This window comes from bacterium SCSIO 12844 (assembly GCA_024397935.1).
Lineage (GTDB): Bacteria > Pseudomonadota > Gammaproteobacteria > Francisellales > Francisellaceae > M0027.
Genome location: CP073743.1, coordinates 1,788,015 through 1,809,488, shown reverse-complemented (window position 1 = coordinate 1,809,488; position 21,474 = coordinate 1,788,015). Strand labels below are relative to the sequence as shown.

Sequence of the window (21,474 nt, the reverse complement as noted above, 5' to 3'; positions counted from 1 at the left end):
TAAATGACGAATTTGGTTGGTCTGTCTCATTAAGTTCAGATGGTTCACGTGTAGCTATTGGAGGAGAACATAATGATGGAAATGGAAGTCAAAGTGGGCATGCTAGAATATATGAATATGATGGAAGTGACTGGGTTCAACTTGGCTTAGATATAGACGGGGAAGCAGCAGGTGATCAACTTGGCTATTCAATTGCATTAAGTTCAGATGGTTCACGTGTTGCAATCGGTGCCAATGGCAATGATGGTAATGGAAGTTTAAGTGGTCATGTTCGTGTTTTTGATTGGAATGGTTCAGCTTGGGTACAAGCGGGTAGTGATATAGATGGAGAGGCTGCAAATGATTTTTCTGGTAGATCACTTTCTTTAAGTGGTAATGGTAACTTACTTGCCATAGGTGCAGATGGAAATGATGGTAATGGTAATAATAGTGGTCATGTACGTTTGTATAAATGGAATGGTTCTAATTGGATTCAAGTAGGCTTTGATATAAATGGAGAGGCAGCAGATGATAATAGTGCGACACATAGTTCAGTATCATTAAGTTATGATGGTAGTACCCTTGCAATTGGTGCAGAAGGTAATGATGGAAATGGTAGTGATAGTGGTCATGTGAAAGTGTATGATTTAACGTCATTACAAGAAATGATAACTTATACAGAAAATGAGTCAGCAGTGGTTTTGCATTCTGAGTTATTAATTACAGATGTAGATGATATAAATATAGAGTCAGCTCGCATACAAATAACCAACGCACAAACAGATGATGTGCTTTCATATGATTTAGGGTTATTCACAAGTCTAGGCTTAACTTTAGATGGTGCATCAACAGCAACTGATTTAATTTTTATAGGTACGGCTTTATTATCAGAGTATGAGTCATTTCTTGAGACAATAACGTTTGAAAATACATCAGAAGATCCAGATGAAACACAAAGAATCATCGAATTTACAGTTAATGATGGTGATGATGAGTCAAATATTGCAACAGTACTGGTTGATGTGATTTCGGTTAATGATCCACCAATACTATCATTTGGTGTTACTCAGCTTGGTGGAGACCTATTAGGTGAAGCTGCAGTCGATATGTCAGGTTGGAGTGTTTCAACAAGTAGTGATGGAAATATTATTGCAATAGGCGCACCTAGAAATGATGATGGTGGTGCTGAAGCTGGTCATGTAAGAATTTATCAGTTTGATGGAACTGCTTGGGTTCAAATGGGTTCTGATATAGATGGCTTGGCCGCTTCAGAGCTTGCAGGTTATTCGACTCATTTAAGTGCTGATGGAATGCGTGTTGTTGTCGGTGCTTGGGCAAGTGATGAACATCCTGGTGGAACCATTGATGGTAGTATTCGAATTTATGAATTTAATGGCACTGATTGGGTATTAATGAATGGTGGTTATATCCCATCAGAACTAATTCATGATCGATTTGGCTCTGTTGCTGTTTTTAGTGATGATGGTAATCGAGTAGCTGCTGCTTCAGCATGGCATGATACAACTGGTAATCAGGGGCATGTCAGAATATTTGAATATGATGGTTCAATTTGGTCTCAAATTGGTGATATTGATGGGCTTGGTACTCAATTTTCTGGGACTGAAGTATCAATTGATGCTGATGGTGATACAGTAGCAATAACTTCTCAACAAATTACCGGTAATCCAGCAAATAGTGGTGTGGTGAAAATTTATCGATATGATGGAAGTAGTTGGAATCAGATAGGAAGTGATTTATTAACAGGTGGAGGAAATCATTTTTTTGGTTATAGTACGTCATTAAGCAATGATGGGAATACACTAGTTGTTGGTGCAGCAGGTGTATCATCCAACCTAGGCCAAGTCTACACTTATCAATTTGATGGCATAAACTGGAATCTGATACATACATTGACAGGTTTTCAGGCAGGTATGGCTTTTGGTGCTGTTGTATCAGTTAGTGATGATGCGACAAGGCTAGCTGTTAGTGGAACTGGCCATAATGGAAATAATGGAATTGTCAGAACCTATAATTGGGATGGAGCAGACTGGATTTATTCAGGAGTACAGTTTTTTGGTGGTTCTGGAGAGTTATATGGCTGGGATTTACAGTTAAGTGGTGATGGAACTCGAGTAATTAATTCTTCAAGACACGCTTTTTCTAGTAGAGGTTATGCTCAAGTTTTTGATTTATTTACAATAACAGATGTACTTGAATATACAGAAAATGATGGAGTAGTTGCACTTAGTAACTTATTTGAAGTTGTAGATGTAGACGATACTTTTCTTGAAAGCGCTGTTGTAACACTAACTAATTTAGTCTCTGGAGAAGATGTTTTAGCATTTACAAATACAGCAAATATTACAGGTTCAATAAATCCAGCTGGTGATACCATAACATTTACAAGCAATGCGCCAAATACAGTGACATTAGCAGAATATGAAACTATTTTTTCTTTAGTTACATATGAAAATACATCTAATGGGCCTGATACCACACAGAGAATGGTTGAGTTTATTGTTAATGATGGTGATGATAACTCGAATATTGCAACCGTATTGATTAATATTACAGAAGTTAATGACCCAATCGATATCAATGACCCAGTCGACCCAGCAGCAATTAATGAAGGCAATAGTGTTTCATTTAGTGGTTTTAGTATTACGGATAATGATGCAGGGGATACAGATAATGTCGATGATATAACAGCAAGTATTTATTTAACTGGTTTAGATGGTGCGGTCTTTGGCAGCTTTAGTCATGGTTTGGCAGGTGATGTGACTGTAGCTGGTGGTAGTGGTAATGGTATGGCGGATGCAATTACCTTCACAGGTACAAAAACAGATGTAGCAAATTTACTAGATACTTTAGTTTATACTGCGCCTGATGATGATACAATCGATGATAGTTATACCTTACATGTTAATGTCACAGATAATGGCCATACAGGTATAAGTGCAACAGTAGATAATACAACAATAGATTTTGTAGTTAATAATGTTGCCCCAGCCTCAGGTGGAGACTTAGCCATTAGCGTTGATGAAGGTAGTAGTGGTAATATAATAGCAACGGCTGATTTAGCTTTTAGTGATGTATTAGCAGATACGATTACCTATCGAGTAGATAGCTTAGTTTCAAATGGTACTTTATATATTAATGGTATTGCTGCAAGTATTAATGATATCTTTAGCCAAACCGATATAAATACAAATTTAATAACTTATGACCATGATGCTAGTAACACAATTTCAGATAGCTTTACTTTTAGCGCACTGGATGAAGATGGTGGAATAAATGTTGGCAATTTATTTAATATTACAATTAATCTAGTTAATGATGAGCCTGAACTAAATTTTGTTAATATTCAACAATTAGGTAATGCGATAGTTGGTACAAGCGGTGCTCAAAGTGGTTATGCAGTATCTGCTAGTGAAGATGGTTCAATTGTAGCAATTGGTGCGATTAATGCTAATAATGCTAGAGTCTATCAATGGGATGGTTCAAGCTGGAATCAAATGGGCTTAACGTTATCAGGAGAGACAGGCGGTGATCAGTTTGGTGGCTCGTTAAGTTTAAGTAGTGATGGTTTGACATTAGCAATCGGTGCTATAGGTGATGATAGTTTTGGTGCCGAAAGTGGGCATGTAAAGATTTATCAGTGGGATGGTAGTGCTTGGGTTCAGATAGGCTCAGATATTGATGGAAATAATAGCGGCGATTTAAGTGGCTTTTCAGTTGCATTAAGTGATGATGGTTTAAGGTTAGCCCTTGGTGCGATTAATGATGATGGTGGTGGTTCTAATAGTGGTCAAGTACGTGTTTATGAATATAATGGATCTACATGGGGACAGGTTGGTTCTGATTTAAATGGTTTAAATGCCAATAATCAAAGTGGTTATTCAGTTGCCTTAAATGAAGATGGTACACGCGTTGCGATTAGTTCAATTCAATTTGATAATGTAGAAACTAATGAAGGCCATGTTGTTATTTATAATTGGGATGGCGCAAACTGGGTTAATATTAGTGGAGTAACAGGCATTGAGACTAATGCAGCAGGGGTTCAAGGGGGTTATTCAATCTCATTAAGTGCTGATGGTAATCGTTTAGCGATTGGTGCGCCATTAGGAGATGATAATGGTACAGATAGTGGTTTTACTCGAGTCTATGAATATCAAGGAGGTTCAATTTGGAGTCAATTAGGCAGTCAAATTGATGGTGAACTTGCAGGTGATCATTCTGGGCGAAGTGTTTCTTTAAGTTCAGATGGTAGTCGTTTAGTCATTAGTTCACCATTAAATGATGATTTAGGTTTTGATACCAACCAGGTTAGAATTTATGATTTCGATGGAAGTGATTGGGTACAAGTTGGTTTTGATATTAATGCACCTTATTCAGGAGAAGGCTCAGAAGTAACAGCTCGTGGTCGTTCATTGACGATAAGTGGTGATGGAAAACGCCTAGTTGTCGGTATCCCACATGAACAAGCTTCAGAAAATGGTGTTGTACGTGTTTATGATTTAGTATCAACAAGTCCAGCATTACCAGTTGAGTATACAGAAGGTGATCCAGCAGTAGTGCTTAATTCAGAAGTATCTATAACTGATTTAGATGATACGAATATTTTAAGTGCGACGGTTATTATAGGTGGCGGTACGTATGTATCAGGAGAAGATATATTAGGATTTACAAATTTAGGTAATATCACCGGTAGTTTTGATACTCCATCGGGAACTTTAACATTTACAGGTTTAGATACGATAGAGAATTATGAACGTGCTTTAGGCTTAGTAACTTATGTTAATAATAATTTAGTTAATCCAGATACAACTCAGCGTATTGTTGAATTTAGAGTATCAGATAATGAAAGTAATGTATCAAATCCAGCTACTGTTTTAATTAATGTTACAGGAGTTGAAGATACACCAGAAGTAGAATTTATTAATATTCAACAATTAGGTAATGCGATAGTTGGTACAAGTGGTGCTCAAAGTGGTTATGCAGTATCTGCAAGTGAAGATGGCTCAATTGTAGCAATTGGTGCGATTAATGCTAATAATGCTAGAGTCTATCAATGGGATGGTTCAAGCTGGAATCAAATGGGCTTAACGTTATCAGGAGAGACAGGCGGTGATCAGTTTGGTGGCTCGTTAAGCTTAAGTAGTGATGGTTTGACATTAGCAATTGGTGCTATAGGTGATGATAGTTTTGGTAATGAAATAGGTCATGTAAAGGTTTATCAGTGGGATGGTAGTGCTTGGGTTCAAGCGGGAGCAGATATTGATGGTCCAGGTGCAGCTGATTTAGGTGGTTTTTCAGTTGCATTAAGCGATGATGGTTTAAGATTAGCCATTGGTGCAATAAATGATGATGACGGTGGTATTAATAGTGGTAGTGTTCGTGTATATGAATGGAGTAATAGTACATTAGGTTGGGTTAAAGTAGGCTTAGATATTGATGGCTTAACTGCCAATGATCAAAGTGGTTATTCAGTTGCCTTAAATGAAGATGGTACACGCGTTGCGATTAGTTCAGTTCAGTTTGACAATGTAGAAACTGATGAAGGCCATGTTGTTATTTATGATTGGGATGGCGCAAACTGGGTTAATATTAGTGGAGCAACAGGCATTGAGACTAATGCAGCAGGGGTTCAAGGGGGTTATTCAATCTCATTAAGTGCTGATGGTAATCGTTTAGCGATTGGTGCGCCATTAGGAGATGATAATGGTACAGATAGTGGTTTTACTCGAGTCTATGAATATCAAGGAGGTTCAATTTGGAGTCAATTAGGCAGTCAAATTGATGGTGAACTTGCAGGTGATCATTCTGGGCGAAGTGTTTCTTTAAGTTCAGATGGTAGTCGTTTAGTCATTAGTTCACCATTAAATGATGATTTAGGTTTTGATACCAACCAGGTTAGAATTTATGACTTTAATGGTAGTGATTGGTTACAAGTTGGCTTTGATATTAATGCGCCTTATTCAGGAGAAGGTTCAGAAGTAACAGCTCGCGGTCGTTCATTGACGATAAGTGGTGATGGAAAACGCTTAGTTGTCGGTATCCCACATGAGCAAGCTTCAGAAAATGGTGTTGTACGTGTTTATGATTTAGTATCAACAAGTCCAGCATTACCAGTTGAGTATACAGAAGGTGATCCAGCAGTAGTGCTTAATTCAGAAGTATCTATAACTGATTTAGATGATACGAATATTTTAAGTGCGACGGTTATTATAGGTGGCGGTACGTATGTATCAGGAGAAGATATATTAGGATTTACAAATTTAGGTAATATCACCGGTAGTTTTGATACTCCATCGGGAACTTTAACATTTACAGGTTTAGATACGATAGAGAATTATGAACGTGCTTTAGGCTTAGTAACTTATGTTAATAATAATTTAGTTAATCCAGATACAACTCAGCGTATTGTTGAATTTAGAGTATCAGATAATGAAAGTAATGTATCAAATCCAGCTACTGTTTTAATTAATGTTACAGGAGTTGAAGATACACCAGAAGTAGAATTTATTAATATTCAACAATTAGGTAATGCGATAGTTGGTACAAGTGGTGCTCAAAGTGGTTATGCAGTATCTGCAAGTGAAGATGGCTCAATTGTAGCAATTGGTGCGATTAATGCTAATAATGCTAGAGTCTATCAATGGGATGGTTCAAGCTGGAATCAAATGGGCTTAACGTTATCAGGAGAGACAGGCGGTGATCAGTTTGGTGGCTCGTTAAGCTTAAGTAGTGATGGTTTGACATTAGCAATTGGTGCTATAGGTGATGATAGTTTTGGTAATGAAATAGGTCATGTAAAGGTTTATCAGTGGGATGGTAGTGCTTGGGTTCAAGCGGGAGCAGATATTGATGGTCCAGGTGCAGCTGATTTAGGTGGTTTTTCAGTTGCATTAAGCGATGATGGTTTAAGATTAGCCATTGGTGCAATAAATGATGATGACGGTGGTATTAATAGTGGTAGTGTTCGTGTATATGAATGGAGTAATAGTACATTAGGTTGGGTTAAAGTAGGCTTAGATATTGATGGCTTAACTGCCAATGATCAAAGTGGTTATTCAGTTGCCTTAAATGAAGATGGTACACGCGTTGCGATTAGTTCAGTTCAGTTTGACAATGTAGAAACTGATGAAGGCCATGTTGTTATTTATGATTGGGATGGCGCAAACTGGGTTAATATTAGTGGAGCAACAGGCATTGAGACTAATGCAGCAGGGGTTCAAGGGGGTTATTCAATCTCATTAAGTGCTGATGGTAATCGTTTAGCGATTGGTGCGCCATTAGGAGATGATAATGGTACAGATAGTGGTTTTACTCGAGTCTATGAATATCAAGGAGGTTCAATTTGGAGTCAATTAGGCAGTCAAATTGATGGTGAACTTGCAGGTGATCATTCTGGGCGAAGTGTTTCTTTAAGTTCAGATGGTAGTCGTTTAGTCATTAGTTCACCATTAAATGATGATTTAGGTTTTGATACCAACCAGGTTAGAATTTATGACTTTAATGGTAGTGATTGGTTACAAGTTGGCTTTGATATTAATGCGCCTTATTCAGGAGAAGGTTCAGAAGTAACAGCTCGCGGTCGTTCATTGACGATAAGTGGTGATGGAAAACGCTTAGTTGTCGGTATCCCACATGAGCAAGCTTCAGAAAATGGTGTTGTACGTGTTTATGATTTAGTATCAACAAGTCCAGCATTACCAGTTGAGTATACAGAAGGTGATCCAGCAGTAGTGCTTAATTCAGAAGTATCTATAACTGATTTAGATGATACGAATATTTTAAGTGCGACGGTTATTATAGGTGGCGGTACGTATGTATCAGGAGAAGATATATTAGGATTTACAAATTTAGGTAATATCACCGGTAGTTTTGATACTCCATCGGGAACTTTAACATTTACAGGTTTAGATACGATAGAGAATTATGAGCGTGCTTTAGGCTTAGTAACTTATGTTAATAATAATTTAGTTAATCCAGATACAACTCAGCGTATTGTTGAATTTAGAGTATCAGATAATGAAAGTAATGTATCAAACCCAGCTACTGTTTTAATTAATGTTACAGGAGTTGAAGATACACCAGAAGTAGAATTTATTAACATACAACAATTAGGTAATGCGATAGCTGGTACAAGTGGTGCTCAAAGTGGTTATGCAGTATCTGCAAGTGAAGATGGCTCAATTGTAGCAATTGGTGCGATTAATGCTAATAATGCTAGAGTCTATCAATGGGATGGTTCAAGCTGGAATCAAATGGGTTTAACGCTCTCAGGAGAGACAGGCGGTGATCAGTTTGGTGCCTCGTTAAGCTTAAGTAGTGATGGTTTGACATTAGCAATCGGTGCTATAGGTGATGATAGTTTTGGTAATGAAATAGGTCATGTAAAGGTTTATCAGTGGGATGGTAGTGCTTGGGTTCAAGCAGGAGCAGATATTGATGGTCCAGGAGCAGCTGATTTAGGTGGTTTTTCAGTTGCATTAAGCGATGATGGTTTAAGATTAGCCATTGGTGCAATAAATGATGATGACGGTGGTATTAATAGTGGTAGTGTTCGTGTATATGAATGGAGTAATAGTACATTAGGTTGGGTTAAAGTAGGCTTAGATATTGATGGCTTAACTGCCAATGATCAAAGTGGTTATTCAGTTGCCTTAAATGAAGATGGTACACGCGTTGCGATTAGTTCAGTTCAGTTTGACAATGTAGAAACTGATGAAGGCCATGTTGTTATTTATGATTGGGATGGCGCAAACTGGGTTAATATTAGTGGAGCAACAGGCATTGAGACTAATGCAGCAGGGGTTCAAGGGGGTTATTCAATCTCATTAAGTGCTGATGGTAATCGTTTAGCGATTGGTGCGCCATTAGGAGATGATAATGGTACAGATAGTGGTTTTACTCGAGTCTATGAATATCAAGGAGGTTCAATTTGGAGTCAATTAGGCAGTCAAATTGATGGTGAACTTGCAGGTGATCATTCTGGGCGAAGTGTTTCTTTAAGTTCAGATGGTAGTCGTTTAGTCATTAGTTCACCATTAAATGATGATTTAGGTTTTGATACCAACCAGGTTAGAATTTATGACTTTAATGGTAGTGATTGGTTACAAGTTGGCTTTGATATTAATGCGCCTTATTCAGGAGAAGGTTCAGAAGTAACAGCTCGCGGTCGTTCATTGACGATAAGTGGTGATGGAAAACGCTTAGTTGTCGGTATCCCACATGAGCAAGCTTCAGAAAATGGTGTTGTACGTGTTTATGATTTAGTATCAACAAGTCCAGCATTACCAGTTGAGTATACAGAAGGTGATCCAGCAGTAGTGCTTAATTCAGAAGTATCTATAACTGATTTAGATGATACGAATATTTTAAGTGCGACGGTTATTATAGGTGGCGGTACGTATGTATCAGGAGAAGATATATTAGGATTTACAAATTTAGGTAATATCACTGGTAATTTTGATATTCCATCGGGAACTTTAACATTTACAGGTTTAGATACGATAGAGAATTATGAGCGTGCTTTAGGCTTAGTAACTTATGTTAATAATAATTTAGTTAATCCAGATACAACTCAGCGTATTGTTGAATTTAGAGTATCAGATAATGAAAGTAATGTATCAAACCCAGCTACTGTTTTAATTAATGTTACAGGAGTTGAAGATACACCAGAAGTAGAATTTATTAACATACAACAATTAGGTAATGCGATAGCTGGTACAAGTGGTGCTCAAAGTGGTTATGCAGTATCTGCAAGTGAAGATGGCTCAATTGTAGCAATTGGTGCGATTAATGCTAATAATGCTAGAGTCTATCAATGGGATGGTTCAAGCTGGAATCAAATGGGTTTAACGCTCTCAGGAGAGACAGGCGGTGATCAGTTTGGTGCCTCGTTAAGCTTAAGTAGTGATGGTTTGACATTAGCAATCGGTGCTATAGGTGATGATAGTTTTGGTAATGAAATAGGTCATGTAAAGGTTTATCAGTGGGATGGTAGTGCTTGGGTTCAAGCAGGAGCAGATATTGATGGTCCAGGAGCAGCTGATTTAGGTGGTTTTTCAGTTGCATTAAGCGATGATGGTTTAAGATTAGCCATTGGTGCAATAAATGATGATGACGGTGGTATTAATAGTGGTAGTGTTCGTGTATATGAATGGAGTAATAGTACATTAGGTTGGGTTAAAGTAGGCTTAGATATTGATGGCTTAACTGCCAATGATCAAAGTGGTTATTCAGTTGCCTTAAATGAAGATGGTACACGCGTTGCGATTAGTTCAGTTCAGTTTGACAATGTAGAAACTGATGAAGGCCATGTTGTTATTTATGATTGGGATGGCGCAAACTGGGTTAATATTAGTGGAGCAACAGGCATTGAGACTAATGCAGCAGGGGTTCAAGGGGGTTATTCAATCTCATTAAGTGCTGATGGTAATCGTTTAGCGATTGGTGCGCCATTAGGAGATGATAATGGTACAGATAGTGGTTTTACTCGAGTCTATGAATATCAAGGAGATTCAATTTGGAGTCAATTAGGCAGTCAAATTGATGGTGAACTTGCAGGTGATCATTCTGGGCGAAGTGTTTCTTTAAGTTCAGATGGTAGTCGTTTAGTCATTAGTTCACCATTAAATGATGATTTAGGTTTTGATACCAACCAGGTTAGAATTTATGACTTTAATGGTAGTGATTGGTTACAAGTTGGCTTTGATATTAATGCGCCTTATTCAGGAGAAGGTTCAGAAGTAACAGCTCGCGGTCGTTCATTGACGATAAGTGGTGATGGAAAACGCTTAGTTGTCGGTATCCCACATGAGCAAGCTTCAGAAAATGGTGTTGTACGTGTTTATGATTTAGTATCAACAAGTCCAGCATTACCAGTTGAGTATACAGAAGGTGATCCAGCAGTAGTGCTTAATTCAGAAGTATCTATAACTGATTTAGATGATACGAATATTTTAAGTGCGACGGTTATTATAGGTGGCGGTACGTATGTATCAGGAGAAGATATATTAGGATTTACAAATTTAGGTAATATCACCGGTAGTTTTGATACTCCATCGGGAACTTTAACATTTACAGGTTTAGATACGATAGAGAATTATGAGCGTGCTTTAGGCTTAGTAACTTATGTTAATAATAATTTAGTTAATCCAGATACAACTCAGCGTATTGTTGAATTTAGAGTATCAGATAATGAAAGTAATGTATCAAATCCAGCTACTGTTTTAATTAATGTTACAGGAGTTGAAGATACACCAGAAGTAGAATTTATTAATATTCAACAATTAGGTAATGTGATAGTTGGTACAAGTGGTGCTCAAAGTGGTTATGCAGTATCTGCAAGTGAAGATGGCTCAATTGTAGCAATTGGTGCGATTAATGCTAATAATGCTAGAGTCTATCAATGGGATGGTTCAAGCTGGAATCAAATGGGCTTAACGTTATCAGGAGAGACAGGCGGTGATCAGTTTGGTGGCTCGTTAAGCTTAAGTAGTGATGGTTTGACATTAGCAATTGGTGCTATAGGTGATGATAGTTTTGGTAATGAAATAGGTCATGTAAAGGTTTATCAGTGGGATGGTAGTGCTTGGGTTCAAGCGGGAGCAGATATTGATGGTCCAGGTGCAGCTGATTTAGGTGGTTTTTCAGTTGCATTAAGCGATGATGGTTTAAGATTAGCCATTGGTGCAATAAATGATGATGACGGTGGTATTAATAGTGGTAGTGTTCGTGTATATGAATGGAGTAATAGTACATTAGGTTGGGTTAAAGTAGGCTTAGATATTGATGGCTTAACTGCCAATGATCAAAGTGGTTATTCAGTTGCCTTAAATGAAGATGGTACACGCGTTGCGATTAGTTCAGTTCAGTTTGACAATGTAGAAACTGATGAAGGCCATGTTGTTATTTATGATTGGGATGGCGCAAACTGGGTTAATATTAGTGGAGCAACAGGCATTGAGACTAATGCAGCAGGGGTTCAAGGGGGTTATTCAATCTCATTAAGTGCTGATGGTAATCGTTTAGCGATTGGTGCGCCATTAGGAGATGATAATGGTACAGATAGTGGTTTTACTCGAGTCTATGAATATCAAGGAGGTTCAATTTGGAGTCAACTAGGCAGTCAAATTGATGGTGAAGTTGCAGGTGATCATTCTGGGCGAAGTATTTCTTTAAGCTCAGATGGTAGTCGTTTAGTCATTAGTTCACCATTAAATGACGATGGAGGTCCAGATACTAATCAAGTAAGAATCTATGACTTTAATGGTAGTGATTGGGTACAAGTTGGTTTTGATCTAAGTGCACCTTATTCAGGAGAAGGCTCAGAAGTAACAGCTCGTGGCCGTACATTGACGATAAGTGGTGATGGAAAACGCTTAGTTGTCGGTATCCCACATGAACAAGCTTCAGAAAATGGTGTTGTTAGAATATATGAATTAGGATCATTGGCAGAATCAATAACTTACACTGAAGGTGAAGGCGAAAAAATTATATATTCAGAGTTTACCATTACAGATTTAGATGATGAATTTATTGAATCTGCAACTATATTGATTACACCTGCAACTTATCAAGCGATTGAAGATTCTTTATCTTTTGATAATGCTTTTGCAATATCAATTGGTGTGACAGGTAACATTATTGATAATGTTATTACATTTACATCTAATACAGCTAATACAGTGACAAAAACACAATATGAAGCTTTATTGGCAACAGTTACGTATGAAAATATAATAGGAACGCCAACTGTAACACCAAGACTTATTGAGTATGTGGTCAATGATGGAGACAATGACTCTAGTGCTGCAGTGATTACAATTAATTTTAATTTAATAAATGACCCTCCAGAGTTAGAGTTTTTATTATTTAATCAGCAAGGTGTGGATATTGATGCTGAAGGATTAAATGACCGTTTAGGCCAAGGAGTTGCTATTAATGCTGATGGTTCACGTATCGCAGTCGGTGCAAGATTAAATGATGGTAATGGTGCTCAAAGTGGTCATGTGCGTATTTATGACTGGGATGGTACAGCTTGGACTCAAGTAGGAGGTGATATTGATGGTGAAGCAGCTAATGATCAATCAGGTAGTAGTGTTTCTTTAAGTGCTGATGGTTCTCGTGTAGCAATTGCTGCAAAATTAAATGATGATGGTGGTGCAGATAGTGGGCATGTCAAAATTTATGAGTTAGTTGCAGGTGTTTGGACACAAGTGGGCCAAGATTTAAATGGATTAGCAGCTAATGATCAATTTGGCAGTAATATTGAATTAAATGCAGATGGTTCCATTATAGCTATTGGTGGGACATTAAATGATGGTAATGGTGTTGATAGCGGCCATGTACGCGTGTATGAATTATTTGGTGGTTTTTGGACACTAATGGGTTCTGATTTATTTGGTGAGGCAGCAGGTGATCAGTTTGGGCATTCAGTATCTTTAAGTGATGATGGTTTTACACTTGCAGTTGGGGCTATATTAAATGATGGCAATGGTACAAGTAGTGGTCATGTACGTGTATTTGATTATAATGGTACAGTTTGGATTCAACGCGGGACTGATATAGATGGTGAGGCAAATCAAGACCAGTCAGGAAGTAGTGTTAGTTTAAGTGCTGATGGTAATCGTTTAGCAATTGGCGCTAAGTTCAATGATGGTAATGGTAGTGATAGTGGTCATGTTAGAATATATCAATGGAATGCTTCAAACTGGATACAATTAGGTACAGATATAGATGGAGAAGCAACTGATGATGAAAGTGGTCATCGAGTTAGTTTAAGTGCTGATGGTAATCGTGTTGCAATTAGTGCAGAACAAAACGATGGTATTAATGGTATACGAAGTGGTCATGTTCGCATATATGAATTTGTTAATGGTAATTGGACACAACTTGGTATTGATATAGATGGTGAAGCATTAGATGATTTATCAGGCTCAAGCATTGGTTTAAGTGCTGATGGAGAGCATTTAGTTGTTGGAGCAAGATTAAATGATGATGGTCCAGGGGGTAATAGTGGTCATGTTAGAGTTTATGAATTAACATCATTAACGAAAATAATTGATTATTCTGAAAACAGTGGACCAATTGTTATCTCTACAGATTATAGTATTACAGATATTGATGATACGATGCTTGAAAGTGCATTGATTGAATTTACAGGTGGTACATTTCAGTCAAGTGAAGATGTCCTAAACTTTACATTAGTAGGTAGCATTACTGGTGATTTTAATGTTACAAACCCAGGTGCAATTACATTAACTGGAACAGGAACACTAGCAGAATATCAGTCAATATTTGATTCCATTACTTATGAAAATATAAGTGAAGCACCAAACCCAACACCAAGAACACTTCAGTTTAGTGTAAATGATGGTGATGATGACTCTAATTTTTTAACCGTTACAATTAATGTAATACCAATTAACGATGCACCAGTTCTAAGTGGCCAAGGTACTTTAACAGATATTAATGAAGATGATACCAATCCTATTGGAGATACAATTACTTCTTTATTAGGTAGTACAGTTAGTGATGTAGATAGTTTGGCAGTTGAAGGTATTGCAATTATTGGTGTTGATAATAGCAGTGGGCAGTGGCAATATTCATTAGATGGTGGTTCAAATTGGGTTAGTATTCCAACAGATGTATCCGATTTTAATGCAATTTTAGTATCGGATGATTTGAATAGTAAGGTTCGTTTTTTACCATCGCCTGATTATAATGGTAATTCAGGAAATATCACTTATCGAGCATGGGACCAAACATCAGGCAATAATGGAGATGTAAATGTTAATGTTAGTAGTAATGGTGGTATTACAGCATTTAGTAGTAATACAGAAACAGCCTCTTTAAATGTTAACCCTTCAAATGATCCACCTGAACTAGAATTTTTACTATTTAATCAGCAAGGTGTGGATATTGAAGCTGAAGGGTTAAATGATCGTTTAGGTCAGGGAGTTGCTATTAATTCTGATGGGTCTCGTATTGCAGTCGGTGCAAGATTAAATGATGGTAATGGTGCTCAAAGTGGTCATGTGCGTATTTATGACTGGGATGGTACAGCTTGGACTCAAGTAGGAGATGATATTGATGGTGAAGCGATTGATGATCGATCCGGTAGTAGAGTTTCTTTAAATGCGGATGGCTCAAGAGTTGCAATTTCGGCATTGTTAAATGATGGTAATGGAATAGATAGTGGTCATGTTAGAGTTTATGAGTTGATTGCAGGTGTATGGACTCAAGTTGGTAGTGATCTTGATGGTGCAGCTGCTGGTGATCAATTTGGTAGTAGTATTGAACTAAATGCAGATGGTTCACGAATTGCTATAGGTGGTTCATTAAATGATAGCAATGGTACTGATAGTGGCCATGTTAGAGTTTATGAGTTGATTGCAGGTGTTTGGACACTGATGGGTTCAGATATTGTTGGTGAATCAGCAAATGATCAATTTGGGCATTCACTATCTTTAAGTGATGATGGTCTAACGATTGCTATAGGCGCAATTTTAAATGATGGTAATGGTTCAGACTCAGGTCATGTACGCATTTTTGATTATAATGGTACAGCTTGGATTCAGAGAGGAGTTGATATAGATGGAGAAGCTAGTTTAGATCAGTTAGGCAGTAGTGTTAGTCTTAATGCAGATGGTTCTCGTGTAGCAGTTGGAGCTAAGTTTAATGATGGCAATGGTAGTGATAGTGGTCATGTACGTGTTTATATTTGGGATGGAACGGCTTGGGCTCAAATAGGTGGTGATATTGATGGCGAGGCGTTAGGTGATGAAAGCGGTCATAGAGTTAATTTAAGTTCAGATGGTAATCGTATTGCTATTAGTGCAGAACAAAATGATGGTATTAATGGCATACGAAGTGGTCATGTACGTATTTATGAGTTATTTAATGGTCAATGGACACAGCTTGGTTTTGATATAGATGGTGAGGCATTAGATGATTTATCAGGTTCAAGCATTGGTTTAAGTACTGATGGGGAACATATAGTTATTGGAGCAAGACTCAGTGATGATGGCCCTGGTGGCAATAATGGCCATGTTAGAGTCTATGAATTAACATCATTGACTAAAACAATCGATTATACTGAAAATAGTGGACCAGTTGTTATCTCTACAGATTATAGTGTCACAGATATGGATGATACATCACTTGAAAGTGCACTGATTGAGTTTACAGGTGGTACATTCCAATCAAGTGAAGATATTTTAGACTTTACATTAGTAGGTAGTATTACTGGTGATTTTAATGTTACAACCCCAGGTGCAATTACACTAACTGGAACAGGAACATTAGCAGAGTATCAATCAATATTTGATTCTGTTACCTATGAAAATACAAGTGATGCACCAAATACAACGCCAAGAATGCTTGAATTTAGTGTTAATGATGGTGAGTTTGATTCAAATGTTATAAGCGTATTAATTAATATTACGGAAGTTAACGACCCAATCGATATTAATGACCCAGCCGATCCAGCAGCGATTAATGAAGGCAATAGCGTTTCATTTAGTGGCTTTAGTATTACAGATAATGATGCAGGGGATACAGATAATGTCGATGATATAACAGCAAGTATTTATTTAACTGGTTTAGATGGTTCAACCTTTGGTAGCTTTAGTTTCACAGCACCGGCAGCCGTTAGTGTTGGATCATCAGGTTTAGGTAATGGTAATGGTGCTGCAAATTTAATTACATTTACAGGTACTAAAACAGATGTAGCAACGGCTTTAAATAGCTTAAGTTATAATGCACCTGATGATGATACAGTCGATGATAGTTATACCTTACATGTTAATGTCACAGATAATGGCCATACAGGTGTAAGTGCAACAGTAGATAATACAACGATAGATTTTGTAGTTAATAATGTTGCTCCAGCCTCAGGTGGAGACTTAGCCATCACTGTTAATGAAGGTAGTAGCGGTAATATAATAGCAACGGCTGATTTAGCCTTTAGTGATGTATTAGCTGATACGATTACCTATCGAGTAGATAGTCTAACAACGAATGGAACTTTATTTATAAATGGTATTGCAGTAAGTATTAACGATACCTTTAGTCAAAGTGATATTAATAGTAATTTAATTACCTATGATCATAATGGTAGTGATACAACATCCGATAGCTTTACTTTCAGTGTCTTAGATGAAGATGGTGGTGTTAATTCACCGAATACGTTTAATATCACAGTTAATCCAATTAACGACCCAATCGATATCAATGACTCAGCCGATCCAGCAGCGATTAATGAAGGCAATAGTGTTTCATTTAGTGGCTTTAGTATTACAGATAATGATGCAGGGGATACAGATAATGTCGATGATATAACAGCAAGTATTTATTTAACTGGTTTAGATGGTTCAACCTTTGGTAGCTTTAGTTTCACAGCACCGGCAGCCGTTAGTGTTGGATCATCAGGTTTAGGTAATGGTAATGGTGCAGCAAATCTAATTACATTTACAGGTACTAAAACAGAGGTAGCAACGGCTTTAAATAGCTTAAGTTATAATGCACCTGATGATGATACAGTCGATGATAGTTATACCTTACATGTTAATGTCACAGATAATGGTCATACAGGTGCAAGTGCAACAGTAGATAATACAACAATAGATTTTGTAGTTAATAATGTTGCCCCAGCCTCAGGTGGAGACTTAGCCATTAGTGTTGATGAAGGTAGTAGTAGTAATATAATAGCAACGGCTGATTTAGCTTTTAGTGATGTATTAGCAGATACGATTACCTATCGAGTAGATAGTCTAACAACAAATGGTACTTTATATATTAATGGTATTGCAGCAAGTATTAATGATACCTTTAGTCAAAGTGATATTAATAGTAATTTAATTACCTATGATCATAATGGTAGTGATACGACATCCGATAGCTTTACTTTCAGTGTCCTAGATGAAGATGGTGGTATTAATTCACCGAATACGTTTAATATCACGGTTAATCCAATTAACGACCCAATCGATATCAATGACCCAGCTGATCCAGCAGCAATTAATGAAGGCAATAGCGTTTCATTTAGTGGCTTTAGTATTACAGATAATGATGCAGGGGATACAGATAATGTTGATGATATAACAGCAAGTATTTATTTAACTGGTTTAGATGGTTCAACCTTTGGTAGCTTTAGTTTCACAGCACCGGCAGCCGTTAGTGTTGGATCATCAGGTTTAGGTAATGGTAATGGTGCAGCAAATCTAATTATATTTACAGGTACTAAAACAGAGGTAGCAACGGCCTTAAATAGCTTAAGTTATAATGCACCTGATGATGATACAGTCGATGATAGTTATACCTTACATGTTAATGTCACAGATAATGGCCATACAGGTGTAAGTGCAACAGTAGATAATACAACGATAGATTTTGTAGTTAATAATGTTGCTCCAGCCTCAGGTGGAGACTTAGCCATTGCTGTTGATGAAGGTAGTAGCGGTAATATAATATCAACAGCTGATTTAGCTTTTACTGATGTATTAGCAGATACGATTACCTATCGAGTAGATAGCTTAGTTTCAAATGGTACTTTATATATTAATGGTATTGCAGCAAGTATTAACGATACCTTTAGTCAAGGTGATATTAATAGTAATTTAATTACCTATGATCACAATGGTAGTGATACAACATCCGATAGCTTTACTTTCAGTGTCTTAGATGAAGATGGCGGTATTAATTCATCCAATACATTTAATATCACGGTTAATCCAATTAATGATCCAATCGATATCAATGATCCAGCCGATCCAGCAGCGATTAATGAAGGCAATAGTGTTTCATTTAGTGGCTTTAGCATTACAGATAATGATGCAGGGGATACAGATAATGTCGATGATATAACAGTAAGTATTTATTTAACTGGTTTAGATGGTTCAACCTTTGGTAGCTTTAGTTTCACAGCACCGGCAGCCGTTAGTGTTGGATCATCAGGTTTAGGTAATGGTAATGGTGCAGCAAATCTAATTACATTTACAGGTACTAAAACAGAGGTAGCAACGGCTTTAAATAGCTTAAGTTATAATGCACCTGATGATGATACAGTCGATGATAGTTATACCTTACATGTTAATGTCACAGATAATGGCCATACAGGTGTAAGTGCAACAGTAGATAATACAACGATAGATTTTGTAGTTAATAATGTTGCCCCAGCCTCAGGTGGAGACTTAGCCATTGCTGTTGATGAAGGTAGTAGCGGTAATATAATAGCAACAGCTGATTTAGCTTTTAGTGATGTATTAGCAGATACGATTATCTATCGAGTAGATAGTCTAACAACAAATGGTACTTTATATATTAATGGTATTGCAGCAAGTATTAATGATACCTTTAGTCAAGGTGATATTAATAGTAATTTAATTACCTATGATCATAATGGTAGTGAAACAACATCTGATAGCTTTACTTTCAGTGTCTTAGATGAAGATGGTGGTATTAATTCACCAAATACGTTTAATATCACGGTTAATTTAGTTAATGATCCACCTGAAAGTACAGATAATACAGTAACTGTATTAGAAGATAGTAGTTATATTTTTGAATTGGCTGATTTTGGGTTTAATGATGTTGATAGTGCTAGTTTAGAGAGTATTAAAATTGTATCGTTAGAAACGGCAGGTAGTCTTATACTAAATGGTATTAATGTAGTATCAAATCAAATTATATTATCAGCAGATATTGCTTTGGGCAATTTAGTATTTACACCTGAAAGTAATGAAAATGGTTTAAATTATAGTCAGTTTACTTTTACAGTATCAGATGGCCTGGATGATTCGATAATGAGTTATACAATCACAATTCATGTAACCGAAGTTAATGATCCACCTGAAGGTATTGATAAAACCATTAATATTTTACAAAATAAAGAACATTTATTTAGTCATTTAGATTTTGATTTTACTGATCTTGAAAATCATAATATGAGTTCTGTTATTATTAGTAATTTAACTTTACCAAGTGGTAGTAGTTTAGAATTAGATAGTTTAGCTATTACAACAAATCAGGAAATTTCTACCAGTGATTTGGCTCGTTTGATATTTAAACCTGCTATTAATGAACATGGTACAGATTATGCTAGTTTTGAATATCAATTAAGAGATGATGGTGGTACAACAAATGGTGGTATTGATTTAGATCCAACTCCAAATGTAATGACTATTAATGTAACTCCAAATGAAGAGCCTCTTATTGACGAGCCAACTTTTGAAACGCGACAATCAAGTAATATCATATTGCACCATCACAGTAATAAACAAACTGGTGAATTAACAGAAGAGCTGGCATTAAGAGATTTAGAGGTTGAAAAAATATTATTTGAAAATAATTTTGTTCAAATTGGAAATAATTATGAAAGCTTTATTATTAGAGTTAATGAAAATATAATTGCTGGTTCTGGTACAGAAGGTGATCCATTTATATTGAATGTGCAAAACTTTGAACATATATTTTTACTAACTTCATTACAAGCAAATAATTTAAATATTAATGTATTAGAAAAGGATCCAACGCAAAGTTCATTTTATTCATTAGTTGATGCCAATGAAAATGATATTTATATTCGTACAGGAGCAGATGTAAGTGAGATTAGCTTACAGGTATCTATATTAAAAGATTCGCAAAAAGTAAGTGATGATATTTATTATAAACTGAATATTAATCAAAATGATCGCATTTTAAGTGCCCCAAATTCTAATCAAAAAGAATTTACAGCATTAATTAAAGGAGAAAATAACTATTATTCACATCTATTAGGAGGTAATTCATCACAAGACCTTGATAGGTTAGCATCTGATTTAACTAACGCCTTGAATCATGAACAATCATTATCTGCAATAGAGAAAATTACTTCAAGGTTATTAAGTAGCTCAACTAACTTAAATCAATTATCAGATACGGTTGATTTTGTGATGAACGAGTCATCAAACTATCTATTAGGCAGTCAAGCATATGCAGATTTAACAGCTTATATGATATTAAATATCGAAAGTGATAATAGACAAGAAGTTATACAAGCAGTATTAAATAACCAACATATTGATTCAGATCTTATTTTAAATATTTACCAAGTATTATTAGAAAAAAATAAGGAAATAGCAGATCAGTTTTTAGATACAGTAAGTGATCATTTAGATATAAAAGTTGCGGATAATTTAATGCAGTTTAGATCAATCGCTGTGATAAACCCAGGCTATTTATCAACATTAAAAGAGTCATTATTATCAGATTCAGAGAGGGATAGTTTTAATAATTTGGACGGTAAGCAGCAATATTTAATTCATCGTTTGGATATTGAGCGTACCAAACAATATTTATTGAAATTATTCTCCAGCAGCTAAAAAGATTACAAAACTCATTATATAAATAAATATAATAAATAATTATCCATTGTAAATCAATCAATAAGCAATATTGAAAATAATTGATATAATTATTGTTACGAATATTGCTTTTGTGTAA

The 21,474-nt window shown here is 36.3% G+C and carries 1 protein-coding gene (cut by a window edge); it reads left to right on the top strand.

From position 1 onward, the window contains the following. Positions 1 to 21,353, top strand: partial view of a DUF4347 domain-containing protein gene (locus KFE69_08230; protein UTW41499.1) — the 3' portion only. The gene continues 11,134 nt to the left of window position 1, outside the view; 21,353 of the gene's 32,487 nt are visible here — the last part of the coding sequence; its start codon lies beyond the left edge, outside the window; the stop codon is at positions 21,351 to 21,353. The last annotated feature ends 121 nt before the right edge of the window (positions 21,354 to 21,474 follow it).